This is a genomic window from Pseudomonas sp. B7(2017) (assembly GCF_002112745.1).
Lineage (GTDB): Bacteria > Pseudomonadota > Gammaproteobacteria > Pseudomonadales > Pseudomonadaceae > Aquipseudomonas > Aquipseudomonas ekonensis.
This window is the reverse complement of sequence record NZ_NEIP01000005.1, coordinates 320,805-347,314: the sequence shown is the minus strand read 5'-3', so window position 1 is coordinate 347,314 and position 26,510 is coordinate 320,805. Positions and strand designations below refer to the sequence as shown.

At 64.9% G+C, this 26,510-nt stretch carries 28 protein-coding genes; 26 read left to right on the top strand and 2 right to left on the bottom strand.

From position 1 onward, the window contains the following. The first annotated feature begins 80 nt into the window (after positions 1–80). The 26 genes from CAG29_RS12945 (at position 81) to CAG29_RS12820 (ending at position 24,386) form a co-directional block, all read left to right on the top strand. Positions 81–386 carry an STAS domain-containing protein gene (locus CAG29_RS12945; protein ID WP_085577808.1) on the top strand — a complete coding sequence of 102 codons (306 nt, stop codon included), beginning with the start codon at positions 81–83 and terminating at the stop codon, positions 384–386. A gap of 5 nt (positions 387–391) precedes the next feature. Next, positions 392–2,095: a fused response regulator/phosphatase gene (locus CAG29_RS12940; RefSeq protein ID WP_085694614.1), complete on the top strand. Its 1,704-nt coding sequence runs from the start codon at positions 392–394 to the stop codon at positions 2,093–2,095. Between the two features lie 30 nt (positions 2,096–2,125). Continuing rightward, positions 2,126–2,473: an Hpt domain-containing protein gene (locus CAG29_RS12935; RefSeq protein WP_085656688.1), complete on the top strand. Its 348-nt coding sequence runs from the start codon at positions 2,126–2,128 to the stop codon at positions 2,471–2,473. 105 nt (positions 2,474–2,578) lie between these two features. Then, positions 2,579–3,940 (top strand): flagellar hook-length control protein FliK, encoded by a 1,362-nt coding sequence (locus CAG29_RS12930; protein WP_085656689.1) that lies wholly within the window; start codon positions 2,579–2,581, stop codon positions 3,938–3,940. A 222-nt stretch (positions 3,941–4,162) separates the two neighbouring features. After that, positions 4,163–4,666 (top strand): flagellar basal body-associated protein FliL, encoded by a 504-nt coding sequence (gene fliL, locus CAG29_RS12925; protein WP_085577804.1) that lies wholly within the window; start codon positions 4,163–4,165, stop codon positions 4,664–4,666. 9 nt (positions 4,667–4,675) lie between these two features. Further along, a complete protein-coding gene (gene fliM / locus CAG29_RS12920; protein WP_085577803.1) occupies positions 4,676–5,644 on the top strand; it encodes a flagellar motor switch protein FliM in 969 nt (322 codons plus the stop codon). Positions 5,645–5,702: 58 nt separating this feature from the next. After that, positions 5,703–6,161, top strand: coding sequence for a flagellar motor switch protein FliN (gene fliN / locus CAG29_RS12915; protein ID WP_085577802.1), 459 nt, complete (start codon positions 5,703–5,705; stop codon positions 6,159–6,161). Beyond that, entirely contained in the window at positions 6,162–6,614 is a 453-nt protein-coding gene (gene fliO, locus CAG29_RS12910; RefSeq protein WP_085577801.1) for a flagellar biosynthetic protein FliO, read from the top strand. Further along, positions 6,614–7,372, top strand: a complete 759-nt coding sequence (gene fliP, locus CAG29_RS12905) for a flagellar type III secretion system pore protein FliP (RefSeq protein WP_085631148.1) — start codon at positions 6,614–6,616, stop codon at positions 7,370–7,372. Before fliO ends, fliP begins: the two co-directional genes overlap by 1 nt. After that, complete coding sequence (gene fliQ, locus CAG29_RS12900) at positions 7,369–7,638, top strand: flagellar biosynthesis protein FliQ (RefSeq protein ID WP_085577799.1); 270 nt, start codon at positions 7,369–7,371, stop codon at positions 7,636–7,638. The genes fliP and fliQ overlap by 4 nt, the downstream gene beginning before the upstream one ends. A 3-nt stretch (positions 7,639–7,641) precedes the next feature. Next, complete coding sequence (fliR, locus tag CAG29_RS12895; protein WP_085631150.1) at positions 7,642–8,427, top strand: flagellar biosynthetic protein FliR; 786 nt, start codon at positions 7,642–7,644, stop codon at positions 8,425–8,427. Between the two features lie 3 nt (positions 8,428–8,430). Continuing rightward, entirely contained in the window at positions 8,431–9,570 is a 1,140-nt protein-coding gene (gene flhB / locus CAG29_RS12890) for a flagellar biosynthesis protein FlhB (protein ID WP_085577797.1), read from the top strand. A 281-nt stretch (positions 9,571–9,851) separates the two neighbouring features. Next, entirely contained in the window at positions 9,852–11,981 is a 2,130-nt protein-coding gene (gene flhA / locus CAG29_RS12885) for a flagellar biosynthesis protein FlhA (protein ID WP_085577796.1), read from the top strand. A gap of 11 nt (positions 11,982–11,992) precedes the next feature. After that, positions 11,993–13,333 (top strand): flagellar biosynthesis protein FlhF, encoded by a 1,341-nt coding sequence (gene flhF, locus CAG29_RS12880; protein WP_085577795.1) that lies wholly within the window; start codon positions 11,993–11,995, stop codon positions 13,331–13,333. A gap of 113 nt (positions 13,334–13,446) precedes the next feature. Further along, positions 13,447–14,277: a flagellar synthesis regulator FleN gene (fleN, locus tag CAG29_RS12875; protein WP_003222917.1), complete on the top strand. Its 831-nt coding sequence runs from the start codon at positions 13,447–13,449 to the stop codon at positions 14,275–14,277. Beyond that, complete coding sequence (gene fliA / locus CAG29_RS12870; protein WP_085577794.1) at positions 14,274–15,014, top strand: RNA polymerase sigma factor FliA; 741 nt, start codon at positions 14,274–14,276, stop codon at positions 15,012–15,014. The genes fleN and fliA overlap by 4 nt, the downstream gene beginning before the upstream one ends. A 169-nt stretch (positions 15,015–15,183) precedes the next feature. Beyond that, entirely contained in the window at positions 15,184–15,555 is a 372-nt protein-coding gene (locus CAG29_RS12865; protein ID WP_085577793.1) for a chemotaxis response regulator CheY, read from the top strand. Positions 15,556–15,573: 18 nt separating this feature from the next. Continuing rightward, positions 15,574–16,362 carry a protein phosphatase CheZ gene (locus CAG29_RS12860; RefSeq protein WP_085577792.1) on the top strand — a complete coding sequence of 263 codons (789 nt, stop codon included), beginning with the start codon at positions 15,574–15,576 and terminating at the stop codon, positions 16,360–16,362. A 36-nt stretch (positions 16,363–16,398) separates the two neighbouring features. Further along, positions 16,399–18,687, top strand: coding sequence for a chemotaxis protein CheA (locus tag CAG29_RS12855; protein ID WP_085656691.1), 2,289 nt, complete (start codon positions 16,399–16,401; stop codon positions 18,685–18,687). A gap of 49 nt (positions 18,688–18,736) precedes the next feature. Beyond that, positions 18,737–19,873, top strand: a complete 1,137-nt coding sequence (locus CAG29_RS12850; RefSeq protein ID WP_085694613.1) for a chemotaxis response regulator protein-glutamate methylesterase — start codon at positions 18,737–18,739, stop codon at positions 19,871–19,873. After that, positions 19,873–20,613: a flagellar motor protein gene (locus CAG29_RS12845; RefSeq protein WP_085577789.1), complete on the top strand. Its 741-nt coding sequence runs from the start codon at positions 19,873–19,875 to the stop codon at positions 20,611–20,613. The genes CAG29_RS12850 and CAG29_RS12845 overlap by 1 nt, the downstream gene beginning before the upstream one ends. A gap of 15 nt (positions 20,614–20,628) precedes the next feature. Beyond that, a complete protein-coding gene (motD, locus tag CAG29_RS12840; protein WP_085577788.1) occupies positions 20,629–21,519 on the top strand; it encodes a flagellar motor protein MotD in 891 nt (296 codons plus the stop codon). A gap of 43 nt (positions 21,520–21,562) precedes the next feature. After that, complete coding sequence (locus CAG29_RS12835; protein ID WP_085577787.1) at positions 21,563–22,351, top strand: ParA family protein; 789 nt, start codon at positions 21,563–21,565, stop codon at positions 22,349–22,351. Positions 22,352–22,456: 105 nt separating this feature from the next. Further along, positions 22,457–23,419 carry a CheW domain-containing protein gene (locus CAG29_RS12830; protein ID WP_085694612.1) on the top strand — a complete coding sequence of 321 codons (963 nt, stop codon included), beginning with the start codon at positions 22,457–22,459 and terminating at the stop codon, positions 23,417–23,419. Between the two features lie 88 nt (positions 23,420–23,507). After that, entirely contained in the window at positions 23,508–23,993 is a 486-nt protein-coding gene (locus CAG29_RS12825; RefSeq protein ID WP_085577785.1) for a chemotaxis protein CheW, read from the top strand. Continuing rightward, on the top strand, positions 23,994–24,386 hold the full coding sequence (locus tag CAG29_RS12820; RefSeq protein WP_085577784.1) for a DUF2802 domain-containing protein: 393 nt from the start codon (positions 23,994–23,996) through the stop codon (positions 24,384–24,386). Between the two features lie 94 nt (positions 24,387–24,480). Here the strand turns inward: CAG29_RS12820 and CAG29_RS12815 are convergent, their stop codons facing one another. Continuing rightward, on the bottom strand, positions 24,481–24,810 hold the full coding sequence (locus tag CAG29_RS12815) for an EscU/YscU/HrcU family type III secretion system export apparatus switch protein (RefSeq protein ID WP_085577783.1): 330 nt from the start codon (positions 24,808–24,810) through the stop codon (positions 24,481–24,483). After that, positions 24,807–26,387, bottom strand: coding sequence for a flagellar hook-length control protein FliK (locus CAG29_RS12810; protein ID WP_085694610.1), 1,581 nt, complete (start codon positions 26,385–26,387; stop codon positions 24,807–24,809). The genes CAG29_RS12815 and CAG29_RS12810 overlap by 4 nt, the downstream gene beginning before the upstream one ends. Positions 26,388–26,510: the final 123 nt, after the last annotated feature.

Here is a 26,510-nt window from a genome sequence, read left to right as displayed (position 1 = left end):
CCGGCGGCATCATGCCTTGCCGCCGCCCCCGGCAAGTGCTAAACCTTGTACAGGTTCGTCAATGACAAGGAAGCCAGCGCATGTCAGTCGTTACAGATCTCTCTCCGGATGGGCAAAAGCTGACGATCTCGATCAAGGGTCGGTTCGATTTCGGTCGCCATCAGGAGTTTCGCGAGTCCTATGAGCGACTCGATAAGAAACCCGATTCCATTGTGGTGGATCTCAAAGAAGCCACGTACCTCGACAGCTCGGCCCTGGGCATGCTGCTGTTGCTGCGCGACCACGCCGGCGGCGATCATTCCGACGTGCGGGTGATCAACAGCAATTCGGACGTGCGCAAGATCCTCGCCATTTCCAATTTCGACAAGTTGTTCGACATCGCTTGACGGCCATGCAGCCGCAGGAGCCGTTGACCATCCTGATCGCCGAGGACAGCGCCGCCGACCGCCTGCTGCTCTCGACCATCGTCCGCCGCCAGGGGCATGAGGTGCTGACCGCCGGCAACGGCGAGGAAGCGCTGGAGGTGTTCCGCCGCGATCATCCGCAACTGGTGCTGATGGACGCGATGATGCCGGTGATGGACGGCTTCGAGGCGGCGCGCCGGATCAAGGCGCTGGCGGGGGAAACCCTGGTGCCGATCATCTTCCTCACGTCGCTCACCGAAAGCGAGGCGCTGGCACGCTGTCTGGATGCCGGTGGCGACGATTTTCTGGCGAAACCCTACAACCCGGTGATCCTCTCCGCCAAAATCAAGGCGATGGATCGCCTGCGACGGCTGCAGGCCACGGTGCTGGAGCAGCGCGACCTGATCGCCCGGCATCACGATTACCTGATCAACGAGCAACGGGTCGCCAAGGCGGTGTTCGACAAGGTCGCCCATTCCGGCTGCCTGAATGCGCCGAACATCCGCTACCTGCAATCTCCCTACGCTCTGTTCAACGGCGACTTGCTGCTGGCGGCGTACACGCCGGCCGGCGACATGCATGTGCTGCTCGGGGATTTCACCGGTCACGGCTTGCCGGCGGCGGTCGGCGCCATGCCGCTGGCTGAGGTGTTCTACGGTATGACCGCCAAGGGCTACGGGCTGGCCGAGACCCTGCGGGAAATGAACGCCAAGCTCAAGCGCATCCTGCCGGTGGACATGTTCTGCTGCGCGACCCTGCTGTGCCTGAGCGCACAGCGCCGTTCGGTGGAGTACTGGAACGGCGGCCTGCCCGACGGCTACCTGCACCGCATCGCCACGGGGGAGCGTACGCCGCTGGCGGCACGGCATCTGCCGTTGGGCGTGCTCAGCCCGCAAGCGTTCGACGACTGCACCGAGGTGCTGCCGATGGCGGTGGGGGACCGGGTGTTCCTGCTCTCCGACGGGGTGATCGACACCTGCGACGCCAACGACCAGTTGTTCGGCGTCGAGCGGCTGCGGCAGGTGTTTGCGGCCAACCGTGAGCCGGACCGGCTCTTCGAGGACATCGAGCAAGCGCTCCAGGCATTCCGTGGCGAGGCCCGGGACGATGTCAGCATGGTCGAGATCAGCCTGCTGGAGGCGGCGCAGGTGCATGCGCCGGTGCCGGTGTACTCCGACAGCGGCCAGTCCTGTCCGCTCGACTGGTCGGCGAGCTTCGAGTTCCGGGGCGCGACGCTCAAACGCTTCAACCCGTTGCCGTACCTGCTGCAACTGCTGCTGGAGGTGCACGGGCTGCGGGCGCAGAGCGGGGCGCTGTACAGTGTGCTGGCCGAGCTGTACTCCAATGCCCTGGAGCACGGCGTCCTGGGGCTCGACTCCAGCCTCAAGCGCGATGCCAGCGGGTTTGCGCGTTACTATGAGCTGCGCAACGCCCGGCTCGACGCCCTGCGGGACGGCCATGTGCGGGTGCATTTCGACGTGGTGCCGCAGGGCTCGGGCGGAACCCTGGTGATCCGGGTCGAGGACAGCGGCAACGGGTTCGACGTGGCGCGGGTGATGGACCGGCCCCCGGACGGGATCCGCCTGTCCGGGCGTGGGGTCGGCCTGGTCCGTCAGCTGACGCGCAGCGCCCATTGGTCGGACGACGGCCGCAGTGTCCGCGTGGAGTTTTCCTGGGAGGCTCTGGCATAATCCGCGCATTCTTGATCAAGGAGTGAACAAGTGGCTGACAAACATGTAGATCGCGACGTACTGAACTCGATGGCCGAAGTCATGGAGGCCAGCTATCCGGAATTGCTGGACATCTTCCTGGCGGATTCCGAGAACCGGCTGCGGGAGCTGCAAAAGACCGTCGACGCCGAAGTGCTGTCGGTTGTGGCCCACAGCTTCAAGGGCAGCAGCAGCAACATGGGCGCGACCCGCCTCGCCGAGCTCTGCAGTGAGCTCGAACAGCAGGCCAAGAACAAGAGCCCTGCCGAAATCATTAAGCTGGTGGCGGACATCAACAGCGAGTTCGCCGATGTGCGCCCCGTCTACGAAGCCGAACGACAGCGTTCCCTGACCCATTGAGCCTGCCGTCCGGCGCTTTTTCGCCCCTGCGGCTAAAGCTGGCCCGGCACTTGCAGTCATCTCGCTCAACTGTACCTACGATCCCAGTGCAGCGGAGACCGTACCATGCCTGCAACCCCCAACATCCTTCTTCAGGCTGCCGCCCAGGCCAAGGCGCAAGCCGCCTCCGCCAAAGCGCCGGCCCTGGCCGCAGAGCCCGGGGACAAGGCCTCCAGCTTCGCCCAAGTGTTTGCCGACCAGGGGCCGGCAAAGGCTTCGGCCGCCAGCGCCGCGCCGGTGAAACCTGCGCGCGACAGCGGCGCGGACAGCGGCGGCAAAAAGGACGTCGGCAAGGATCAGTCTGCCGCTCCCGAACCTGCGGTTGCCGATAGCGGCAAACCCTTGCCCGCCGACAAGCCGGCTTCCGGCGCGACGGACGAGCGCAGCGCCAGCGACGACGATTCGACGCAAACCCCTCAAACGCCTGTGGCGGATGCGCCGCCCGTGGATCCGACGCTGGATCCGGCCCTGGTCGAGGCGGTGCAGCCGCCCGTGACCGTACCGGTCGAGCCTGCGCCCGTAGTGGAGACGCCCGCACCCGCCAAGGCCGAAACCCCGGCGGTGGCAGCGCTGCCGACGCCGGCCCCGGCGCCGATCGCCGACAGCGGTTTCGACCCGGAAGCCGATCCGCTCGACAACCTGCCGGCCGTGCGCCTGGCGATGGAGCAGAGCGGCCACATTTCCGCGTCCAGCCAGCCCAAGGCTGCGCCGACCCCGGCACAGGCTCAGGCCGACGGCGAATTGACTGCCGCGCAGAACTTCGCCGCCGGCATGGCCAACATGCTCGATGTGCAGGCGGACAAGGACAGCACCAGCCAGGGCGGCGAGAAGGCCTTCAGCGGCCTGCTCGACGAGGGTCTCAAGGATCTGAAATCCGCCAGCAGCGACACCCGCGTCGATGATTTCGCCAACCGTCTGGCGGCGCTGACGCAGGCCGCCACGCCGAAGACCGCCAACGCCTTGCCGGTGAACCAGCCGATCGCCATGCACCAGAGCGGCTGGACCGAGGAAGTGGTGAACCGCGTCATGTACCTGTCGAGCGCCAACCTCAAGGCGGCCGACATCCAGCTGCAGCCGGCCGAGCTCGGCCGCCTCGACATCCGGGTGAACATGGTGCCGGACCAGCAGACCCAGGTGACGTTCATGAGCGCTCACCCGAGCGTGCGCGAAGCGCTGGACGGTCAGATGCACCGCCTGCGCGAGATGTTCACCCAGCAGGGGATGGGCCAGGTCGACGTCAATGTGTCCGACCAGAACCGTGGCTGGCAGGGTCAGGAACAGGCGCAGCAGGGGCAGGGCGGTCGCACCAACGCCGCCGGCGGGCGTCTGGATTCGGCCGAAGAAGAGTTGACGCCGGCGACCGTCGCTGAAGCGGCGGCCACGGCCACTCACGTGATCGGCTCCAGCGCCGTCGACTACTACGCCTGACGCAACACCCTGAGACCTGTGGGAGCTGGCTTGCCAGCGATAGCGGCGGCACATTCAAAACCAATGTGTCAGATAAATCGCCATCGCTGGCAAGCCAGCTCCCACAGGGTTTTGCATCGGCTCGCGATTCCCTCTCGTTCTCCCCTCCGACACTTCTGGCATAACACTTGCTCTTGCCTTGCCGTGCGACTGTGAAAACCCGATTAATGACGGATTATTGGCATGGCGAAGAGCGAAGCAGCAGCTGTAAAAGACCCCGCAACCAAAGGCAAACTCAAGCTGATCATCCTGATCGTGGTGGCGCTGCTGCTGGCGATCGGTGCCTCCGTGGGCGCGACCTGGTACTTCATGCACAGCGCGCAGAGCAAGCCTGCCCCGGCGGCCGAAGCGGCTCCGGCGGGCAAGCAGCCGGCGATCTTCGAGCCGATGGCGCCGGCCTTCGTGGCCAACTACAACCAGAACGGCCGTCAGCGCTACATGCAGGTGAGCATCACCATGCTGGCGCGCAACCAGGCGGACCTGGACGCGCTCAAGGTGCACATGCCGGTGATCCGCAACAACCTGGTGATGCTCTTCTCCGGTCAGGACTTCGCCACCCTGGCGACGCCGGTCGGTCAGGAAATGCTGCGTCAGAAGGCCACCGCCAGCGTGCAGGAAGTGGCGCAGAAGGAACTGGGCAAAGTGGTGATCGAACAGTTGCTTTTCACTAATTTCGTATTGCAGTAGGAACACGACATGGCCGTGCAGGATCTGCTGTCCCAGGATGAGATCGACGCGCTGTTGCATGGCGTCGACGACGGTCTGGTACAGACCGATAACGCCGCCGAGCCTGGCAGCGTCAAAAGCTACGACCTGACCAGCCAGGATCGCATCGTCCGCGGACGCATGCCGACCCTGGAGATGATCAACGAGCGTTTTGCCCGCTACACCCGCATCAGCATGTTCAACATGCTGCGCCGTTCGGCGGACGTTGCCGTGGGCGGCGTGCAGGTGATGAAGTTCGGCGAGTACGTACACTCGCTGTACGTGCCGACCAGCCTCAATCTGGTCAAGATCAAACCGTTGCGCGGCACCGCGCTGTTCATCTTGGACGCCAAGCTGGTGTTCAAGCTGGTGGACAACTTCTTCGGCGGCGACGGCCGTCACGCCAAGATCGAGGGGCGTGAGTTCACCCCCACCGAGCTGCGCGTGGTGCGCATGGTGCTGGAGCAGGCCTTCGTCGACCTGAAGGAGGCCTGGCAGGCGATCATGGAAGTCAACTTCGAGTACATCAACTCGGAAGTGAACCCGGCCATGGCCAACATCGTAGGTCCGAGCGAAGCCATCGTGGTGTCCACGTTCCACATCGAACTGGACGGCGGCGGCGGCGACCTGCACGTGACCATGCCGTACTCGATGATCGAACCGGTGCGCGAGATGCTCGACGCCGGCTTCCAGTCGGACCTGGACGACCAGGACGAGCGCTGGGTCAACGCCCTGCGTCAGGACGTGCTCGACGTGGCGGTGCCGATCGGCGCCACCGTCGCCCGCCGCCAGCTGAAGCTGCGCGACATCCTGCACATGCAGCCGGGCGACGTGATCCCGGTCGAGATGCCGGAAGACATGATCATGCGCGCCAACGGCGTGCCGGCCTTCAAGGTCAAGATGGGCTCGCACAAGGGCAACCTCGCGTTGCAAGTGATCGAGCCGATCGAGCGGCGCTGAGCCGCGCCTCCACTCCCTTTTGGTTTTTACCGGTTTTTTTGCCCGCCGAGGACAAATGATGAACGACGATATGAACACCCAGGACGACCAGGCGCTGGCCGACGAGTGGGCTGCGGCCCTGGAAGAGACCGGCGAGGGCGGCCAGGCCGACATCGACGCGCTGCTGGCGGCCGACGCCGGTGTGTCCAGCTCCAACCGTGTGCCGATGGAAGAGTTCGGCAGCCACCCGAAGAACAATGAGCCGGTGTCGCTGGACGGCCCCAACCTGGACGTGATCCTCGACATCCCGGTGTCGATCTCGATGGAAGTGGGCAGCACCGACATCAACATCCGCAACCTGCTGCAGCTCAACCAAGGCTCGGTGATCGAACTGGACCGTCTGGCCGGCGAGCCGCTGGACGTGCTGGTCAACGGCACCCTGATCGCCCACGGCGAGGTGGTGGTGGTCAACGAAAAGTTCGGCATCCGCCTGACCGACGTGATCAGCCCAAGCGAACGCATCAAGAAGCTGCGCTGAGTGAACAAGGCGCTCGGTTTCTTGTTGGCAATGGCGTTGCCGGTCGCGGCGCTGGCGGTCGAGCCGGCGGCGACTGCCGCCACGGCGGCCGCGCCTGCGGTCAGCGGCGGCGTCGCCGGCCAGCTGACGCAACTGGTGCTCGGCCTGCTGCTGGTGCTCGGCCTGATCTTCTTTCTCGCCTGGCTGCTGCGCCGGGTGCAGCAGGCCGGTCCCGCCGGCAAGGGTCAGGTGATCGAGCTGATCGGCTCCCGCGCGCTCGGCCCCCGCGACCGTCTGGTGCTGGTGCAGGTCGGCAACGAGCAGATCCTGCTTGGCCTGAGCCCCGGCACCATCACCGCGCTGCATGTGCTCAAGGAGCCGGTCGACGTGCCGGCCGCCGCCGAAAAGGCCACTCCGGAGTTTGCCCAGCATCTGTTGAAGGTGCTCGGCAAGGATCAGAAGGATAAGAAGTAATGGGTGCGTTGCGCATCGTCTTGACCCTGGCCCTGATGCTGGCCGCGCCGCTGGCGTTTGCCGCCGATCCGCTGTCGATCCCGGCGATCACGCTGGGCACCAACGCCGAGGGCGCACAGGAGTATTCGGTCAGCCTGCAGATCCTGCTGATCATGACGGCGCTGAGCTTCATTCCGGCGTTCGTCATCCTGATGACCAGCTTCACCCGGATCATCATCGTCTTCTCGATCCTGCGTCAGGCCCTGGGCCTGCAGCAGACGCCGTCGAACCAGATCCTCACCGGCATGGCGCTGTTCCTGACCCTGTTCATCATGGCGCCGGTGTTCGACCGGGTGAACAACGACGCGCTGCAGCCTTACCTGGCGGAGAAGTTGACCGCCCAGCAGGCGGTGGAAAAGGCCCAGGTGCCGATCAAGGACTTCATGCTGGCCCAGACCCGCTCCACGGACCTTGAGCTGTTCATGCGCCTGTCCAAGCGCACCGACATCGCGACGCCGGAGCAGGCGCCGCTGACGATCCTGGTGCCGGCCTTCGTGACGTCCGAGCTCAAGACCGCGTTCCAGATCGGCTTCATGATCTTCATCCCGTTCCTGATCATCGACCTGGTGGTCGCGAGCGTGCTGATGGCGATGGGCATGATGATGCTGTCGCCGCTGATCATTTCCCTGCCGTTCAAAATCATGCTGTTCGTGCTGGTCGATGGCTGGGCGCTGATCATCGGCACCCTGGCCAGCAGTTTCGGAGGTGTATCGCCATGACGCCTGAAGTTGCGGTCGACATCTTTCGCGAGGCCCTGTGGCTGACCACCATGATGGTCGCGATCCTGGTGGTGCCGAGCCTGCTGGTGGGGCTTCTGGTGTCGATGTTCCAGGCGGCGACGCAGATCAACGAACAGACGCTCAGCTTCCTGCCGCGCCTGCTGGTGATGCTGGTCACCCTGATCGTCGCCGGGCCTTGGCTGGTGCAGACGTTCATGGAATACATCACTCAGCTGTACAAAAACATTCCGCTGGTCATCGGCTGAGCCATGTCGTCGCTGCTTCAGTTGACGGACACCCAGATCAGCACCTGGGTGGCGACGTTCATGCTGCCGCTGTTTCGCATCGGTTCGATGCTGATGGTGATGCCGGTGTTCGGCACCACCCTCGTGCCCAGGCGCATCCGTCTCTACCTGGCGTTGGCGATCACCGTGGTGATCTCGCCGAACCTGCCGCCGATGCCGGCGGTCAGCCCGCTGGACCTTGGCGGTCTGCTGATGATCGCCGAGCAGATCCTGGTCGGTGCGGTGCTGGGCTTCTCCCTGCAATTGTTCTTTCAGGCGTTCGTGGTGGCGGGGCAGATCGTCGCCATTCAGATGGGCATGGGCTTCGCCTCGATGATCGATCCCACCAACGGCGTGTCGGTGGCGGTGATCGGGCAGTTCTTCACCATGCTGGTGACGTTGCTGTTCCTGGCGATGAACGGCCACCTGGTGGTGTTCGAGGTCCTGACGGAAAGCTTCACCACGCTGCCGGTCGGCGGCGGCCTGATGACCGCCCACTACTGGGAGCTGGCCGGCAAGCTCGGCTGGGTGCTCGGGGCGGCGCTGCTGCTGGTGCTGCCGGCGGTCACGGCGCTGTTGGTGGTCAACATCGCGTTCGGCATCATGACCCGGGCGGCGCCGCAGCTGAACATCTTCTCCATCGGCTTTCCGCTGACCCTGGTGCTCGGCCTGTTCATCGTCTGGGTGGGTCTTGCGGACATTCTCAATCAGTATCAACCGCTGGCCGCCGAGTCCTTGCAGTTGCTGCGCGAACTGGCACGGGCACGCTGAGCCATGGCTGAGAGCGAGAGCGGTCAGGACAAGACAGAAGACCCCACGGAGAAACGCAAGAAGGATTCCCGTGAGAAGGGTGAGATCGCGCGCTCCAAGGAGCTCAACACCCTGGCGATCATGCTCGCCGGCTCCGCCGCGCTGCTGATCTTCGGCGGCATGCTGGCCGAGGACTTGATGGAACTGATGCGGGTGAACTTCACGCTCTCGCGGGAAGTGATCATGGATCAGGGTTCCATGGGTCGGTTCCTGATGAGTTCGGGGCTGATGGCCCTGCTGGCGATCCAGCCGATCATGATCACCTTGCTGCTCGCCGCGCTGCTGGGGCCGATCGCGCTCGGCGGCTGGCTGTTCGCCGCCGGCTCCATGGCGCCCAAGTTCAGCCGGATGAATCCGCTGTCCGGGATCAAGCGCATGTTCTCGGCCAAGTCGGTGGTCGAGTTGCTCAAGGCGCTGGCCAAGTTCCTGATCACCCTGGCGGTGGCGTTGGTGGTGCTGTCCGGCGACGTCGACGACCTGTTGCGCATCGCTCACGAGCCGCTCGAGAAGGCGATCATCCATAGCGTGCTGCTGGTGGGCTGGAGCACCTTGTGGATGGCCTGCGGGCTGATCGTCATTGCGGCGGTGGACGTGCCGGTGCAGATCTGGGAGAGCATCAAGAAGCTCAAGATGACCAAGCAGGAAGTGCGCGACGAGCACAAGGACCAGGAGGGTCGGCCGGAGGTCAAGCAGCGCATCCGCCAGGTGCAGCGCGAGATGTCCCAGCGGCGGATGATGGCGGCCATTCCCCAGGCCGACGTGGTCATCACCAACCCGACCCACTACGCCGTGGCGCTCAAGTACGACGCCGACAAGGGCGGCGCGCCGGTGCTGCTGGCCAAGGGGACTGACTTCCTGGCGTTGAAGATCCGCGAGATCGCCACGGCCAACGAGATCATGCTGCTCGAATCGCCGGCCCTGGCGCGTTCGATCTACCACTCCACCGAACTGGAAGAAGAAATCCCGGGTGGGTTGTACCTGGCGGTCGCCCAGGTGCTGGCCTACGTCTACCAGATTCGCCAGTACCGCGCGGGCAAGGGCAAGCCGCCGGAGCCGCTCAAGGACGACCTGCCGATTCCGCCGGACCTGCGGCGCGATTCCTGAGCCGGCTCTGCGGCGCCTTGACGGGCGCCATCGCCAGCGGGCTGGCGCCCGCGATGGGTGTTCCCCGCAGGACCTTGTGGGAGCGAGCCTGCTCGCGATGGCGGTGGCGTGTTCGGCCTCCGGGTGTCAGGCGGATCGCCATAGGCCGCGGGGCATGCGGAAAATCACCTGATAAACCCTTCTGTTTCAGTCCCGTGCAAAAGTTGGAAGGCTTCTTGCAGTAGCCGCCGTGCGCCCGCTTCGGGCGTCAAAAGTTTGCTTGAAAGGAACGGGGAAAACCGGTGGATCGCTCTCAGTTAATCAACAGTGCCCGCAGCAACCTGTCGGAGCTCAGCCGGGGCAATCTGGGTGTGCCGCTGTTGCTGCTGGTCATGTTGGCGATGATGATGTTGCCGGTGCCGCCGTTCCTGCTGGACGTGTTCTTCACCTTCAACATCGCCCTGTCCATCGTCGTGCTGCTGGTGTGCGTGTACGCCTTGCGGCCGCTGGATTTCGCCGTGTTCCCGACGATCCTGCTGGTGGCGACGCTGCTGCGCCTGGCGCTGAACGTGGCGTCGACGCGGGTGGTGATGCTCCACGGCCAGGACGGCCATGCCGCCGCCGGCAAGGTGATCCAGGCCTTCGGCGAGGTGGTGATCGGCGGCAACTACGTGGTCGGCATCGTGGTGTTCGCCATCTTGATGATCATCAACTTCGTCGTGGTGACCAAGGGTGCCGGGCGGATCTCCGAGGTGAGCGCGCGTTTCACCCTCGATGCGATGCCCGGCAAGCAGATGGCGATCGACGCCGACCTCAACGCCGGCCTGATCGACCAGACCCAGGCCAAGGCCCGCCGGGCGGAAGTGGCCCAGGAGGCGGAGTTCTACGGTTCGATGGACGGTGCCAGCAAGTTCGTGCGCGGCGACGCCATCGCCGGCCTGCTGATCCTGTTCATCAACCTGATCGGCGGCATGGCCGTCGGCATCTTCCAGCACAACATGACCTTCGCCGACGCCGGCAAGGTGTACGCCCTGCTGACCATCGGTGACGGTTTGGTGGCGCAATTGCCATCACTGCTGCTGTCCACCGCCGCTGCGATCATGGTGACCCGTGCCTCGGGCTCCGAAGACATGGGCAAGCAGATCAACCGTCAGATGTTCGCCTCGCCCAAGGCGCTGGCCGTCGCGGCCGGCCTGATGGCCATCATGGGCCTGGTGCCGGGCATGCCGCACTTCTCCTTCCTGACCATGGCGGCCCTGGCGGCCGGCGGCGCCTACCTGTTCTGGAAGAAGCAGAACGTGGCCAAGGTGCAGGCGCTGGAAGAGGTCAAGCGTCAGCAGGAGCTGCTGCCGTCGCCGGCCCGCGCCATGGAGACCAAGGAACTGGGCTGGGACGACGTGACCCCGATCGACATGATCGGCCTGGAAGTCGGCTACCGCCTGATCCCGCTGGTGGACCGCAACCAGGGCGGGCAACTGCTGGCGCGGATCAAGGGCGTGCGCAAGAAGCTTTCCCAGGACCTGGGCTTCCTGATGCCCACCGTGCACATCCGCGACAACCTCGACCTGGCGCCGAGCGCCTACCGCCTGACCCTGATGGGCGTGATCCTCGCCGAGGCGGAGATCTACCCGGAGCGCGAACTGGCGATCAACCCGGGCCAGGTCTACGGCTCGCTCAACGGCATCACCGCCAAAGATCCGGCTTTCGGCCTTGAGGCGGTGTGGATCGAAGTCAGCCAGCGCGCCCAGGCGCAATCGCTCGGCTACACCGTGGTCGACGCCAGCACCGTGGTGGCGACCCACCTGAACCAGATTCTGTACAAGCACTCCAGCGAGCTGATCGGCCACGAGGAAGTGCAGCAACTGATGACCCTGCTGGCCAAGAGCTCGCCGAAACTGGCCGAAGAGCTGGTGCCGGGGGTCGTCACCCTGTCGCAGCTGCTCAAGGTGCTGCAGGCGCTGCTGGCCGAACACGTGCCGGTGCGCGACATCCGCAGCATCGCCGAAGCGATCGCCAACAACGCCGCCAAGAGTCAAGATACCGCCGCGCTGGTGGCGGCCGTGCGGGTCGGCGTATCCCGCGCCATCGTCCAAAGCATTGTAGGCACTGAGTCCGAGCTGCCTGTGATCACCTTGGAACCAAGGTTGGAACAAATTTTGCTCAATAGTCTGCAAAAGGCAGGACAAGGCTCGGAAGAGGGCGTTCTGCTGGAGCCGAGCATGGCCGAGAAGCTGCAGCGCTCGCTGATCGAAGCGGCCCAGCGTCAGGAAATGCAAGGCCAACCGGTGATCCTGCTGGTGGCAGGCCCGGTTCGCGCGATGCTCTCGCGCTTCGGTCGCCTGGCAGTTCCCGGACTGCATGTGCTGGCCTACCAGGAAATTCCGGACAACAAGCAAGTGACCATCGTTGCGACAGTAGGGCCCAACGGCTGAGGTAGTGGTTTATGCAAGTTAAGCGTTTTTTCGCCGCCGATATGCGTCAGGCCATGAAGCTGGTTCGTGATGAGCTGGGCGCTGATGCCGCCATCATCGGCAACCGCCGCATCGCCGGCGGTGTCGAGCTGACTGCGGCGCTGGATTACAAACTGTCGGCGCTGGCCCCGCGCGTGCCGAACATGGAGCTCGAAGACGAGCTGCGCAAGACCCAGTCGCGCATCGTCACCGCCCAGGCCGAGCTGAGCCTGCGCGGCGAAGCCGACGGCAACACCAACCGCCAGCTGTTCGCCGGGCTGCCGTTGACCGCGGGCCTGCCGCTGACCGCCGCCGAACCGCTGTCGGAACCGACCTACGCCGCGCCGGCCCGTCCCGCACCGGCGCCTGCGCCGGCCCCGGCCGGTGTCGATCCGCGCGCCCTCGACTCGATGCGTTCGGAGCTCAACAGCCTGCGCGAGCTGATGGAAGTCCAGCTCGGCACCCTGGCGTGGAACCAGTTGCAGGGCAACCGTCCAGCCCAGGCCAACCTGTACCGCCGACTGCAGCGCATCGGCCTGTCGGGCCCGCTGTCGCGCGACCTGCTGGCGATGATCAGCGACGTCGAGGAGCCGCGTCAGGCATGGCGCATGCTGCTGGCGCACCTGGCCCGGATGATCGGCGTGCCGGAGGTCGAGCCGCTGGAAGAGGGCGGGGTGATCGCCATGGTCGGCCCGGCCGGCATGGGCAAGACCACCACCCTGGCCAAGCTCGCGGCGCGTTACGTGCTCAAGTACGGCGCGCAGAACATCGCGCTGGTGAGCATGGACAGTTTCCGCATCGGCGCCCAGGAACAGCTCAAGACCCTGGGCCGGATCCTCAATGTGTCGGTGACCCACGTCGATCCGGGCCAGTCCCTGGTGCAGGCGCTGGATCCGCTGCTGCGCAAGCGCGTGGTGCTGATCGACACCGCCGGCCTTCAGGCCAGCGATCCGGCGCTGCGCATGCAGCTGGAAAGCCTGGCCGGCCGCGGCATCCGCTCCAAGAACTATCTGGTTCTGGCCACCACCAGCCAGAAACAGGTGCTGACCGCCGCTTATCACAGTTACAAGCGTTGCGGGCTCGCCGGTTGCATCCTGACTAAACTGGATGAGACGGCCAGTCTTGGCGAAGTGCTGAGCCTGGCGATCAGCCACGAACTGCCGGTCGCCTACCTGACCGACGGCCCGCGGATCCCGGATGACCTGCATCTGCCGCGCCGTCACCAACTGGTCAGCCGCGCCGTCAGCGTGCAAATGCAGGAAGAACCCAGCGAAGAAGCCATGGCTGACATGTTCGCTGATATCTACCACAGCCCGACCAAGCAGGTCGGCTGAGGTAATGAACAGTTTTTGTACCTACATCGATGGCCTGCCACGCATTGTTCCGGTTGTGAACGCGCAGCCAGTAATGTGGCCTCCGTCTATGCAAGACAAGGTAAAGAAATAACATGGGCAGCATGCATCCCGTACAGGTGATCGCGGTGACCGGCGGCAAAGGTGGCGTCGGCAAGACTAACGTGTCAGTGAACTTGTCCCTGGCGCTGGCAGAGCTTGGCCGTCGGGTCATGCTGCTGGACGCCGACCTGGGTCTGGCGAACGTCGACGTTCTGCTGGGCCTCACACCCAAACGCACCCTGGCCGACGTGATCGAAGGCCGCTGCGAGCTGCGCGACGTGCTGCTGCAGGGCCCGGGCGGGATCCGCATCGTGCCGGCCGCCTCGGGCACCCAGAGCATGGTGCACCTGAGCCCGGCCCAGCATGCCGGCCTGATCCAGGCGTTCAGCGACATCGGCGACAACCTCGACGTGCTGGTGATCGACACCGCTGCGGGTATCGGTGACTCGGTGGTCAGTTTCGTGCGCGCCGCCCAGGAAGTGCTGCTGGTGGTCTGCGACGAGCCGACCTCCATCACCGACGCCTACGCGCTGATCAAGCTGCTCAATCGCGATTACGGCATGAACCGCTTCCGCGTGCTGGCGAACATGGCCCAGAGCCCGCAGGAAGGGCGCAACCTGTTCGCCAAGTTGACCAAGGTCACGGATCGCTTCCTGGACGTCGCCCTACAATACGTCGGCGCGGTGCCTTACGACGAAAGCGTGCGCAAGGCGGTGCAGAAGCAGCGTGCGGTCTATGAAGCCTTTCCGCGTTCCAAGTGCGCCCTGGCCTTCAAGGCGATCGCTCAAAAGGTCGACACCTGGCCGCTGCCCGCCAACCCGCGCGGTCACCTCGAGTTTTTCGTCGAGCGCCTCGTGCAGCAAACGGCAGGGCCTGTGCTATGACCGCCAGCGGTATGAACCTGTACAAGAAGTCGGCGCGTGATGCGCAGTACGAACTGATCGAGCGTTATGCGCCGCTGGTCAAGCGCATCGCCTACCACTTGCTGGCGCGGCTGCCGGCCAGCGTGCAGGTCGAAGACCTGATCCAGGCCGGGATGATCGGCCTGCTCGAAGTCTCGAACAAATACGACGCCAGCAAGGGCGCCAGTTTCGAGACCTACGCGGGCATCCGGATCCGCGGCGCGATGCTTGATGAAGTGCGCAAAGGGGACTGGGCACCGCGCTCGGTTCACCGCAATACCCGCATGGTCAGCGACGCGATTCGCGCGATTGAAGCTAAAACCGGCCGTGACGCTAAAGATCACGAGGTTGCGGCCGAACTCCAATTGAGTCTCGACGATTACTACGGGATTTTGAACGACACCCTGGGCAGCCGGCTGTTCAGTTTCGACGACCTGCTGCAGGACGGCGAACACGAAGGGCTGCATGAGGATGGCGCCAGTGCTCATCTTGAGCCGTCGCGCGATCTGGAAGACGAACGCTTCCAGGCAGCGCTGGCGGACGCGATTGCCAATTTGCCGGAGCGCGAGCGACTGGTGTTGGCGCTGTACTACGACGAGGAACTGAACCTCAAGGAAATCGGTGAGGTCCTTGGCGTCAGCGAATCGCGGGTCAGCCAGTTGCACAGCCAGTGCGCGGCCCGTTTGCGGGGGCGTTTGGGGGAGTGGCGAGCGCGCTGAAGGCAGTGTGGGGACACTGCGAACGAGGCTGGTGCGGTGGTGAGCGGCACCGGTCTCGATCCGTTGTGCTCCAGACAGTCATCGAGAGTGCCTCGCCGGATTGAATGAAATGGCGCGTCCCGTTGCCGGGCGCGTTTAAGACTGCTTGGAGGTCGAATTGAACAAAGACATGAAAATCCTCATCGTTGACGATTTCTCAACGATGCGGCGGATCATCAAGAACCTGCTGCGTGACCTGGGGTTCACCAACACCGCCGAGGCCGACGACGGCAACACCGCGTTGCCGATGCTGGAAAGCGGGCACTTCGATTTTCTGGTCACCGACTGGAACATGCCCGGCATGACCGGCATCGACTTGCTGCGCAAGGTGCGCGCCGACGAGCGCCTCAAGCACCTGCCGGTCCTGATGGTGACGGCGGAAGCCAAGCGTGAGCAGATCATCGAAGCGGCCCAGGCCGGCGTCAACGGCTACGTGGTCAAACCATTCACGGCCCAGGCGCTGAAAGAAAAGATCGAGAAGATTTTCGAACGCATCGGCTGATGAACGCGCGGGGGAGCTATGGAGCATAAAGAGTCTTCACAGGGCGACTTCGAGTCGACGCTGAAAAAACACGCGGTCGAGTTGGTCGACAGCCTTGAAAAGGGCAAGTTCGGCGAGGCCGTGCAACTGATCCATGAGCTCAATCAGACCCGTGACCGCGGCCTGTACCAGGAAGTGGGCAAGCTCACACGCGAGCTGCACAGTGCGATCGTCAATTTCCATATCGATCCGCACATGCCCCAGGCCGAAGAGGTGTCGCAGATCACCGATGCGACCGAGCGTCTCGGTTATGTGGTCAAGCTGACCGAGAGCGCCGCCAACCGCACCATGGATCTGGTGGAGAGCGCAACGCCGGTGGTCAACGCGTTGGCCGACGAAGCCCAGGCGCTGAGCGCCGACTGGGGCCGGTTCATGCGTCGCGAGGTCGGGGCCGAAGAGTTCCGCGAACTGGCCCGCCGGGTCGACGGTTTTCTGGCGCGCAGCAGCGCGGACAGCCGGGCGGTGTCGGGCAACCTGAACGACATCCTGCTGGCCCAGGACTACCAGGATCTGACCGGTCAGGTGATCAAGCGCGTGACCCAACTGGTCACCGAAGTCGAAAGCAATCTGCTCAAGCTCGTGCTCATGGCCAGTCAGGTGGACCGCTTTGCGGGCATCGAACATGACCGTGCGGCGATGCTTGCCGAAAAAGATCCACAAAAACATCTCTCGCAGGGTGAAGGTCCGCAGATTCATGCCGATAAACGAGAAGACGTTGTGTCCGGTCAGGACGATGTGGACGATTTGTTATCCAGCCTTGGATTTTGAGTTTTTTTGGGTTTTTAGACCTAGGAGCACCCCTTAATGAGCTTCGGCGCCGATGAAGAGATCCTTCAGGATTTCCTGGTTGAGGCCGGCGAGATTCTTGAGCAACTGTCCGAACAACTGGTCGAGCTGGAAAGCCGGCCGGACGACGCAGATCTGCTCAACGCAATTTTTCGCGGTTTCCACACTGTAAAAGGGGGCGCCGGCTTCCTTCAGCTCAACGAGCTGGTGGAGTGCTGCCACATCGCCGAAAACGTGTTCGACATCCTGCGCAAGGGTGAGCGTCGCGTTGATGCGGAACTGATGGACGTGGTGCTTGAGGCGCTGGATTCGGTGAACAGCATGTTCGGCGAAGTCCGCGACCGCAGCCCGATCACCGCCGCCACCCCGGAACTGCTGGCGGCCCTGGCCCGCCTGGCCGAGCCGCAGTCGGCCGATGAGGCGCCGGCATCGCCGGTGGCCGAGATGATCGAAGAACTGGTCGTCGAAGACAGTTCGGGCGACATCACCGACAACGAATTCGAACAACTGCTGGACTCGCTGAGCGCCGTCAAGGCCGAAGCCGAGGCCCCGGCGGCTGCCGCCGCGCCTGCGCCTGCGGGCGACGAGGCGGCCAGCGACGAAATCACCGACGCCGAGTTCGAGTCGCTGCTCGACCAGTTGCACGGCAAAGGCCAGTTCGCGCCGGACGCGGTCACCCCGGCGGCCCCCGCTGCGGCGGCCCCGGCGGCGGGCGACAGCTCGGACATCACCGACGACGAATTCGAAGCCTTGCTCGACCAGTTGCACGGCAAGGGCAACTTCGCCGTCGAAGCGCTGGAATCGGCGATCGCGTCGGCTCCGGCCCCGGCTGCTGCGGCCCCGGCCGCCGCTGCCGCCGGCAGCGACCTGATCAGCGACCACGAGTTCGAGTCGCTGCTCGACGAGCTGCACGGCAAAGGCAAGTTCACCGACGTCAACACCGGTGCGCCGGTGACGGCGGGCAGCGCGGCTGCGGTTGCCGCGCCGGCTGCCAAGGCCCCGGCTGCGGCTGCGGCGCCGAAACCGGCCGCCAAGGCGCCTGAGGCCAAGGCCGAAACGCCGAAGCCGGCTGCTGCCGCCGCGCCTGCGCCGGCCCGTGCCCCGGCCGCTCCGCCGCCGGAAAAGCCGACGAGCGAAGCCGAGACCACCGTGCGGGTCGACACCGCGCGCCTCGACGAGATCATGAACATGGTCGGCGAGCTGGTGCTGGTGCGTAACCGTCTGGTGCGCCTGGGCCTCAACAGCGGCGACGAAGCCATGTCCAAGGCCGTGTCGAACCTCGACGTGGTCACCGCGGACCTGCAGACCGCCGTGATGAAGACCCGGATGCAGCCGATCAAGAAAGTGTTCGGCCGCTTCCCGCGCCTGGTCCGCGACCTGGCGCGCCAGCTCAAGAAAGAGATCAACCTGGAGCTGGTCGGCGAAGAGACCGACCTGGACAAGAACCTCGTCGAGGCGCTGGCCGACCCGCTGGTGCACTTGGTGCGCAACGCGGTCGACCACGGCATCGAGTCGCCGGAAGAGCGCGAAGAGTCGGGCAAGCCCCGCGGCGGCAAGGTGATCCTGGCGGCCGAGCAGGAAGGCGACCACATCCTGCTGTCGATCTCCGACGACGGTAAGGGCATGGACCCGAACGTCCTGCGTTCCATTGCCGTGAAACGCGGCGTGATGGACAAGGATGCGGCGGACCGCCTGAGCGACACCGAGTGCTACAACCTGATCTTCGCCCCGGGCTTCTCGACCAAGACCGAGATCTCCGACGTGTCCGGCCGCGGCGTGGGCATGGACGTGGTGAAGACCAAGATTTCCCAGCTCAACGGTTCGATCAACATCTACTCGACCAAGGGCCAGGGCTCGAAGATCGTCATCAAGGTGCCGCTGACCCTGGCGATCATGCCGACCCTGATGGTGATGCTCGGCAACCAGGCGTTCGCGTTCCCGCTGGTGAACGTCAACGAAATCTTCCACCTCGACCTGTCGACCACCAACGTGGTGGACGGCCAGGAAGTGGTGATCGTGCGGGACAAGGCGCTGCCGCTGTTCTACCTCAAGCGCTGGCTGGTCAGCTCCGCGGCTCACGAAGAGCCGCGCGAAGGCCATGTGGTGATCCTTTCGGTGGGCACCCAGCGGATCGGCTTCGTCGTCGATCAACTGGTCGGCCAGGAAGAAGTGGTCATCAAGCCGTTGGGCAAGATGCTTCAAGGGACTCCGGGCATGTCCGGCGCCACCATCACCGGTGACGGCCGCATCGCGCTGATTCTCGATGTTCCGAGCATGCTCAAGCGTTACGCCGCACGGCGTATTTGAATCCGGGGCAGCGGGGCGCCAGCGCCTCGCTGCACCTAATGGAGTGTTTATGGCAGTCAAAGTCCTGGTGGTGGACGATTCGGGTTTTTTCCGCCGCCGCGTCTCGGAAATTCTTTCGGCGGATCCGACCATCCAGGTCGTCGGTACGGCGACCAACGGTAAAGAGGCGATCGAGCAAGCTCAGGCCCTCAAGCCCGATGTGATCACCATGGACTACGAGATGCCGATGATGGACGGCATCACGGCCGTGCGGCACATCATGCAGCGCTGCCCGACCCCGGTGCTGATGTTCTCCTCGCTGACCCATGAAGGCGCCCGGGTGACCCTGGACGCGCTGGATGCCGGCGCGGTGGATTTCCTGCCGAAGAATTTCGAAGACATCTCCCGCAACCCGGAGAAGGTCAAGCAACTGCTGTGCGAGAAGGTGCACAGCATCTCGCGCAGCAACCGGCGTTTCAGCGCCTACAGCGCGCCGGCGACGGCCGCAGCGCCGACGCCTGCGCCTGCTCCGGCGGCGTCAAGCTTCAGCGGCCACAGCACCAGCGCACCGGCCCGTCCGGCGCCTGCTCCTGCGCCTGCACGCGCACCGGCGGCCAGCGCTTCGTCGCCGGCACCGAAACGCAAGGCCTACAAACTGGTCGCCATCGGCACCTCCACCGGCGGCCCGGTGGCCCTGCAGCGGGTGCTCACCCAGCTGCCGGCCAACTTCCCGGCGCCGATCGTGCTGATCCAGCACATGCCGGCGGCGTTCACCAAGGCCTTCGCCGAGCGTCTGGACAAACTGTGCCGCATCAGCGTCAAGGAAGCCGAGGACGGCGACATCCTGCGTCCCGGCCTGGCGCTGCTGGCCCCGGGCGGCAAGCAGATGATGATCGACGGCCGCGGCGCGGTGAAGATCCTGCCGGGCGACGAGCGCCTGAACTACAAGCCGTGCGTGGACATCACGTTCGGTTCCGCCGCCAAGTCCTACAGCGACAAAGTTCTGGCGGTCGTGCTGACCGGCATGGGCGCCGACGGCCGTGAAGGTGCGCGCCTGCTCAAGCAGGGCGGCAGCACCGTCTGGGCCCAGGACGAAGCCAGCTGCGTGATCTACGGCATGCCGATGGCCATCGTCAAGGCTGACCTGGCCGACGCGGTGTACGGTCTGGACGACATCGGCAAGCACATCGTCGAGGCGTGTATCTGATGGATGTTCTAAGCCTTATCGGGATCATCATGGCGTTTGTCGCCATCATCGGCGGCAACTTCCTTGAGGGCGGCCACCTCGGCGCGCTGGCCAACGGGCCGGCGGCGCTGATCGTGCTGGGCGGCACCATCGGCGCCGCGCTGCTGCAGTCGCCGATGAGCGCCTTCAAGCGCGCCATGCAGATCCTGGCGTGGATCTTCTTCCCGCCGCGGGTCGACCTGGCCGGCGGCATCGACCGCGTCGTCAACTGGAGCCTCACCGCACGCAAGGAAGGCCTGCTGGGGCTGGAAGGCGTGGCCGACGCCGAACCCGACGCCTATTCGCGCAAGGGCCTGCAACTGCTGGTCGACGGCGCTGAGCCGGAAGCGATCCGCAGCATCCTGGAGGTGGACTTCTTCACCCAGGAAGCCCGCGACGTCGAGGCGGCCAAGGTGTTCGAAAGCATGGGCGGCTACGCGCCGACCATCGGCATCATCGGTGCGGTGATGGGCCTGATCCACGTGATGGGCAACCTGGCCGATCCGTCGCAGCTGGGCAACGGCATCGCCGTGGCGTTCGTCGCCACCATCTATGGTGTGGCGAGCGCCAACCTGGTGCTGCTGCCGATCGCCGCCAAGCTGAAGTCAATCGCGTTGCGGCAGTCGCGTTATCGCGAAATGTTGTTGGAAGGGATCCTGTCGATCGCCGAAGGTGAAAACCCTCGCTCTATCGAGCTGAAGCTTCAGGGCTTCATGGATTGATGGGGGTAATGGACTATGGCTCGTCGCCGGCAGCATGAAGAACACGTCAACCACGAACGCTGGCTGGTGTCCTACGCGGACTTCATCACCTTGCTGTTCGCGTTCTTCGTGGTCATGTACTCGATCTCTTCGATCAACGAAGGCAAGTACAAGATCATTTCCGAGGCGCTGATCGGGGTCTTCACCGACGCCGACCGCGCGCTCAAGCCCATCCCCATCGGTGAGGAACGCCCCAAGACCGTGACCCCGGCCAAGCCGCTGGTCAAGGATTCGGAGCAGGTCGACGCCGGCATCGCCGGTGCCAGCGACCCTCTGAAAAGCATCGCCGATGACATCAGCGCCGCGTTCGGCGACCTGATCGCCTCCAACCAGATGACCGTGCGCGGCAACGAGCTGTGGGTCGAGATCGAGCTCAACTCCAGCCTGCTGTTCGGCAGCGGCGACGCGATGCCGAGCGATGTGGCGTTCAACATCATCGACAAGGTCGCGGCGATCCTCAAACCGTTCGACAACCCGATCCACGTCGAAGGCTTCACCGACGACCAGCCGATCCGCACCGCCCAGTACCCGACCAACTGGGAGCTGTCCTCGGCGCGTTCGGCCAGCATCGTGCGCATGCTCGCGATGCAGGGCGTGAACCCCGGCCGCATGGCGTCGGTGGGCTACGGCGAATTCCAGCCGGTGGCCAACAACGCCACCGCCGAAGGCCGGGCGAAGAACCGCCGCGTGGTGCTGGTGGTGTCGCGCAACCTGGATGTGCGCCGCAGCCTGACCGGCACCGGCACCGCCCATGCGACGCCGGACGCGGCACTGAAGCGGGCTGGCACACAAACTGCACCGAACCCGGCCAAGACGTCGGGACGCGAGAGTGCCGTCAATTCTCCGTCACCCGCATTAATACGCTGAGCTATGTCTCGGCCGGGCATCCCGGCCGGGTGGAACGATCCGAATGAGAGTCTGGGCAGTCGCCAATCAAAAGGGTGGTGTCGGTAAAACCACTTCCTCCATCGCTTTAGCCGGGTTGCTGGCCGAGGCGGGCAAGCGCGTGGTCGTGGTCGATCTCGACCCCCACGGCTCGATGACCAGCTATTTCGGTTACGATCCCGACAGCCTGGAGCACAGCAACTACGACCTGTTCCTGCACAAGGGCGGCGTGCCGGAAGGCCTGCCGGGCCAACTGCTGCTGTCCACCAGCGACGAGCGCATTTCCCTGTTGCCGTCCAGCACCGCGCTGGCCACCCTGGAGCGCCAGTCGCCGGGGCAGAGCGGCCTGGGCCTGGTGATCGCCAAGAGTCTGGCGCAGCTGTGGCAGGACTTCGACTACGCCATCATCGACAGCCCGCCGCTGCTCGGCGTGCTGATGGTCAACGCCCTGGCCGCCAGTCAGCAACTGGTGATCCCGGTGCAGACCGAACACCTGGCGGTCAAGGGCCTGGAGCGCATGGTCAATACCCTGGCGATGGTCAACCGCTCGCGCAAGCAGGCGCTGCCGTTCAGCATCGTGCCGACCCTGTTCGACCGCCGCACCCAGGCGTCGATGGGCACCTTGCGCATCCTGCGCGACAAATTCCCCGAAGAGATCTGGCAGGGCTACATCCCGGTCGACACCCGCCTGCGCGACGCCAGCCGCGCCGGCGTCACGCCTTCGCAGTTCGACGGCAAGAGCCGCGGCGTGCTGGCCTACCGCGCGCTGCTCAAGCACTTGCTGGCGCAGCAGTCCGTTGCGCAGGTGGCGTGACATGACCCTGACCCGTCCGTCTCTTTTCGATTCGCACCTCACCTGTGGAGCCGGGCTCGCCCGCACAGCAGGCGACGCGGTGCTCCAGTCGGGCGATGTCCGTCGATGAACCGCCCGATCAAGCTCACCACACGCCCGCAGCAGGCGCTGCAGTCCTATCTGGACGGCCTGCTGCAGGACGTTCCCGAGGCGCTTGAGGCGCCGGCCGAAGCGGTGCCGCCGGCGCCGGAAAACGCCGCCCTCGATGAGTTCCAGGCCGCCGTGCTCGAAGAGCAGGCGCGTGACGCCGAGAAGGCCGCCAGCGTTTCGGCGCCCGCGGCCGCCCCGAAAGCCGCCGCGGTGAGCAAGCCGCCAGTCGCGCTGCTGGAGGAGCCGCAGCCGCGCGCGCCGCTCTCGACCCTCGCGCCGCTGTTGCAGACACGCCTCTTGCAGCCGGCGACCCTGCCGGCAGAGCCCGAGCCCGAGCCGGCACCTGCGCCGGCACCGGTGGCGACGCCTGCCGAGCCGACGCTTGTCGCGCCATTGGTCGAAGTGCATCTGCCGCCGAGCAACACACCGCCGCCGACCGACACCGACGGCCGTCCGGCCTGGGCGTCCGAAGCCTTCGAGTGCCTGTTGTTCGACGTCGCGGGCCTGACCCTGGCGGTGCCGCTGGTGTGCCTGGGCTCGATCTATTCGCTGGCCGGCCACGACCTGACGCCGCTGTTCGGTCAGCCGGAATGGTTCCTCGGCATCCTGCCGAGCCAGTCCGGCAACCTGAAGGTGCTGGACACCGCGCGCTGGGTCATGCCCGACCGCTACCGCGACGATTTCCGCCAGGGGCTGCAATACGTGATTTCGGTCCAGGGCTACGAATGGGGCCTGGCGGTGCATCAGGTCAGCCGCTCGTTGCGTCTGGATCCGAATGAAATCAAATGGAGAAGTCATCGAGGTCAGCGGCCATGGCTCGCCGGCACGGTGATTGAGCACATGTGTGCACTGCTGGACGTTTCCGCGCTGGCTGAGTTGATCGCCAGTGGCGGGGCAAAACACATGAGCGGCAGCAAGCCACTACACAAACCGGCGTAGCTGCCGACATAACAAGCATGCGACGGCGTTATTGAAATGCCGCCAACCGAACACACACCGCCAGAGGCGGTAATTTGAGGGGTCAGGTATGAGTAATCAGGCGACGAATGCAAAGGGTTCCGAAGATCCGATCCTGCAATGGGTGACCTTCAAGCTCGACAACGAGACCTACGGCATCAACGTGATGCGCGTCCAGGAAGTCCTGCGCTACACCGAAATCGCTCCGGTGCCGGGCGCGCCGAGCTACGTGCTGGGCATCATCAACCTGCGCGGCAACGTGGTGACCGTGATCGACACCCGTCAGCGCTTCGGCCTGATGAGCGGCGAAGTCAGCGACAACACCCGCATCGTCATCATCGAAGCCGACAAGCAAGTCGTCGGCATCCTGGTCGACAGCGTGGCTGAAGTGGTTTACCTGCGCCAGTCGGAGATCGAGACCGCGCCGAACGTCGGCAACGAAGAGTCGGCCAAGTTCATCCAGGGCGTGTGCAACAAGAACAACGAGTTGCTCATCCTGGTCGAGCTGGACAAGATGATGACCGAAGAAGAATGGTCGGAACTGGAGAACATCTGATTGATTCTCGAGGTGGCGGTCATTGTCCTGTTCCTGTTCTGGGCGGGCACGCTGGCGATGTTTCTGGCGTACATCAAGGCGCAGCGGCTGATCGCTGCGCAGCAGGCCCAGGGCGATGCGCTGCGTGACCAGCGCATCAAGGAGCTGGCCAAGCGTGTCGACGACTACCAGAACGGCAACGTGCGCATGGGCGAAGACCTGCACGAGCTGCGCGCGGTGGTCAGTCCCTTGCCGGACAAGATCTCTCAGTTGGAGCAGCGCGACCCGTCCAGCCTGTCGTTCGCCCAGGCGGCGAAACTGGTCGGCATGGGCGCCAGCGTCGACGAACTCACTCAGTCCTGCGGCCTGACCCAGGCCGAGGCGGAGTTGATGAGCAAGCTGCACAGAAGCTGATGCCTGCACTCGGGCAGGCATCGTCATTCACGAACAAGCCCGCTCCCGCGATCAACGCAGGAGCGGGCTTGTTCGTGAAGGCACCCTTGAAAACTCAGTAATCGTCGCCGCGCTCGGTGACGTCCTTCTCGACCCTCGGCGCCTGCGGGTCGAACCCCTGCGGGAACTTGCCCTTCAGGTTCCAGGCAAACGCAATGATCTCCGCGATCGTCAGGTACAGCTCCTGGGGAATGCTGTCGCCCAGCTCCAGCCGCGCCAACAGGCGCACCAGCTCCGGGTTCTCGTAGATCGGCACCTCATAGTCGCGGGCGATGCGCAGGATTTCTTCGGCCAGTTCGTCATCGCCCTTGGCGGTGAGGGTGGGGGCGTGGCTGCCGTCGTACTGGAGGGCGATGGCCTGGCGTGGAGCGGTGGAATCGTTCATGCGGTTTCGTCGACCCAGCGGTGTTCGAGGCGGGTTTGGTTGCCTTGCGGCGGGGTGCCGAGGTGGCAGTCGAGGTCGCCGACGTTGAGCCCGGCATCCAGCAGACGCTGACGCAGTGCGTGCAGTTGGCTTTCGATCAGTTCGGCGGTGTAAGGCCGTTCGGCCCACAGCTGGCTCGACAGGCTGCCGCCGGTCAGTTGCGCCTGGACCTGCAGCGGGCCCAGCGGTTCCAGGTCGAAGGCCAGGTCGACGCGCCACAGCGGTTGCTTGCGTTCGCGGTCGTTCTCCCGGCGTTCCTCCGGTTGTTCCTTCTCGGGCGCTTCTTCGCGCTGGAACTTGACCTGCAGCGGCACGATGTCCTGCAGGTTGCGCATCGGGATCTCCAGTTGCCAGGTGCTCAGCAGCCGGCCGTCGTCGGTGAGGCCGGTCTGTTCCAGGCTCGACAGCTGATGGCTCTGCAGGCGGGAGACGGCGGCCGCCGCCAAGCGCAACAGCTGCTCCAGATCGCCTTCGCCCTCCAGGCTTTGCAGCAACCGTTCGGGCAGCGGGAAGCCGCCCGGCACGGGTTTGGCGCTGACCTGGCCGAGGGTGCCCAGCGCGTTGCGCACGAAGCTCGGCAACGCCTGCGCCAGGGTGTTGGCGGCGATGATCGCGTTGAAGCTGGTGCTGCTCGGCAGGCCCGGCGTGAGCTGTGCGATCAACTTGAGCAGATCGCCCTTGAGGTCCGGCGCCAGCGTCGGGTTCTGCCCGGTGAGCAATTTGGCTTCAAGGAATGCGCCGCTGTTGGCCAATGCCTGGGCCAGGCCCCTGGGGGTGCTCAGTTGCTGGGCGTCGGGCAGGCCGGCGAGCAGTTTGCCGACGGCGGCCCGCAGGTCGGCCGAGGTCTGGTCCGTGGCCGGCGGCAGGTTCTGCAGCAGCTTGAGCAGTCCGTCGAGGGAGCCTTGGCGGCTTTGCTGGCTGGCCAGCTGTTGGCTCACCGCCAGTTGTTCCTGGCGGCTGCTCAGGGGCAGGAACTTCAGGGTTTGCGTGTCTTGCACCAGCGCCGACAGCAGCGTGCCGATGCGCAACGGCTGGGGGCTGTCGAGGGTCAGGGTGCTGCCGCGCAGCGCGGTGTTCAGCAGCGTCACCAGCGAGCGGTACACCGTCGGTTGCCCCGGCGCCTGCGGCAGGGCCTGAGCAGTCAGCACCTTGCCTTGCAGCAGTGTGCCGACCGGCAGTTGCGCGGTGTCGATGCGGGTGAGGGCGGCGACGCTGCTGGCGATGGCCTGCTGCACCGTGATGGCCAGGTTGCCCGCCGAGGGCTGCATGACCGCCAGGCTGGTGCCTTGGGGAAACGGCTGGGCGCTGGTGGCCTGTACCGTGGTCTGGCGGCCGCTGTCGAGCGTCACCTTGAGCAGCAGCTCAAAGGTCTGGTCCGCCTGCTTGAGCGACAGCACCTCGGCCCGGGCGCTCTGCCCGGCGGCGATCAGCCCGTCCACCGGCGTCAGCAGCTTGAGCAGCTCGCCGCTGATCACCGGGGGCCGGGCCGTCGCCGGAGGCGTTTGCGGCATCGGGAGAATGTTCATTTCGCCTGTCATACGCGGACACAACCTGAGGAAAATGCGCTCTTTGGAGTAAGGCACGGCATGTATAATGCCGCCCGTCTTTCGCTTCGTTCAAAAAACATTGCAATTGTTTGACGCAGCTCTCTAGATCAGGCC

Excerpts from the sequence above, each read along its gene's own strand:
- CAG29_RS12810 (WP_085694610.1), bottom strand. The coding sequence starts at position 26,387 with ATGACAGGCGAAATGAACATTCTCCCGATGCCGCAAACGCCTCCGGCG.
- CAG29_RS12855 (WP_085656691.1), top strand. The coding sequence starts at position 16,399 with ATGAGCTTCGGCGCCGATGAAGAGATCCTTCAGGATTTCCTGGTTGAG.
- CAG29_RS12825 (WP_085577785.1), top strand. The coding sequence starts at position 23,508 with ATGAGTAATCAGGCGACGAATGCAAAGGGTTCCGAAGATCCGATCCTG.
- CAG29_RS12865 (WP_085577793.1), top strand. The coding sequence starts at position 15,184 with ATGAAAATCCTCATCGTTGACGATTTCTCAACGATGCGGCGGATCATC.
- fliM (WP_085577803.1), top strand. The coding sequence starts at position 4,676 with ATGGCCGTGCAGGATCTGCTGTCCCAGGATGAGATCGACGCGCTGTTG.
- CAG29_RS12945 (WP_085577808.1), top strand. The coding sequence starts at position 81 with ATGTCAGTCGTTACAGATCTCTCTCCGGATGGGCAAAAGCTGACGATC.
- CAG29_RS12815 (WP_085577783.1), bottom strand. The coding sequence starts at position 24,810 with ATGAACGATTCCACCGCTCCACGCCAGGCCATCGCCCTCCAGTACGAC.
- motD (WP_085577788.1), top strand. The coding sequence starts at position 20,629 with ATGGCTCGTCGCCGGCAGCATGAAGAACACGTCAACCACGAACGCTGG.
- fliA (WP_085577794.1), top strand. The coding sequence starts at position 14,274 with ATGACCGCCAGCGGTATGAACCTGTACAAGAAGTCGGCGCGTGATGCG.
- CAG29_RS12940 (WP_085694614.1), top strand. The coding sequence starts at position 392 with ATGCAGCCGCAGGAGCCGTTGACCATCCTGATCGCCGAGGACAGCGCC.
- fliL (WP_085577804.1), top strand. The coding sequence starts at position 4,163 with ATGGCGAAGAGCGAAGCAGCAGCTGTAAAAGACCCCGCAACCAAAGGC.
- fliQ (WP_085577799.1), top strand. The coding sequence starts at position 7,369 with ATGACGCCTGAAGTTGCGGTCGACATCTTTCGCGAGGCCCTGTGGCTG.
- fleN (WP_003222917.1), top strand. The coding sequence starts at position 13,447 with ATGGGCAGCATGCATCCCGTACAGGTGATCGCGGTGACCGGCGGCAAA.
- fliN (WP_085577802.1), top strand. The coding sequence starts at position 5,703 with ATGAACGACGATATGAACACCCAGGACGACCAGGCGCTGGCCGACGAG.
- CAG29_RS12830 (WP_085694612.1), top strand. The coding sequence starts at position 22,457 with ATGAACCGCCCGATCAAGCTCACCACACGCCCGCAGCAGGCGCTGCAG.
- flhB (WP_085577797.1), top strand. The coding sequence starts at position 8,431 with ATGGCTGAGAGCGAGAGCGGTCAGGACAAGACAGAAGACCCCACGGAG.
- CAG29_RS12845 (WP_085577789.1), top strand. The coding sequence starts at position 19,873 with ATGGATGTTCTAAGCCTTATCGGGATCATCATGGCGTTTGTCGCCATC.
- flhF (WP_085577795.1), top strand. The coding sequence starts at position 11,993 with ATGCAAGTTAAGCGTTTTTTCGCCGCCGATATGCGTCAGGCCATGAAG.
- CAG29_RS12850 (WP_085694613.1), top strand. The coding sequence starts at position 18,737 with ATGGCAGTCAAAGTCCTGGTGGTGGACGATTCGGGTTTTTTCCGCCGC.
- fliP (WP_085631148.1), top strand. The coding sequence starts at position 6,614 with ATGGGTGCGTTGCGCATCGTCTTGACCCTGGCCCTGATGCTGGCCGCG.
- CAG29_RS12930 (WP_085656689.1), top strand. The coding sequence starts at position 2,579 with ATGCCTGCAACCCCCAACATCCTTCTTCAGGCTGCCGCCCAGGCCAAG.
- fliR (WP_085631150.1), top strand. The coding sequence starts at position 7,642 with ATGTCGTCGCTGCTTCAGTTGACGGACACCCAGATCAGCACCTGGGTG.
- CAG29_RS12835 (WP_085577787.1), top strand. The coding sequence starts at position 21,563 with ATGAGAGTCTGGGCAGTCGCCAATCAAAAGGGTGGTGTCGGTAAAACC.
- CAG29_RS12860 (WP_085577792.1), top strand. The coding sequence starts at position 15,574 with ATGGAGCATAAAGAGTCTTCACAGGGCGACTTCGAGTCGACGCTGAAA.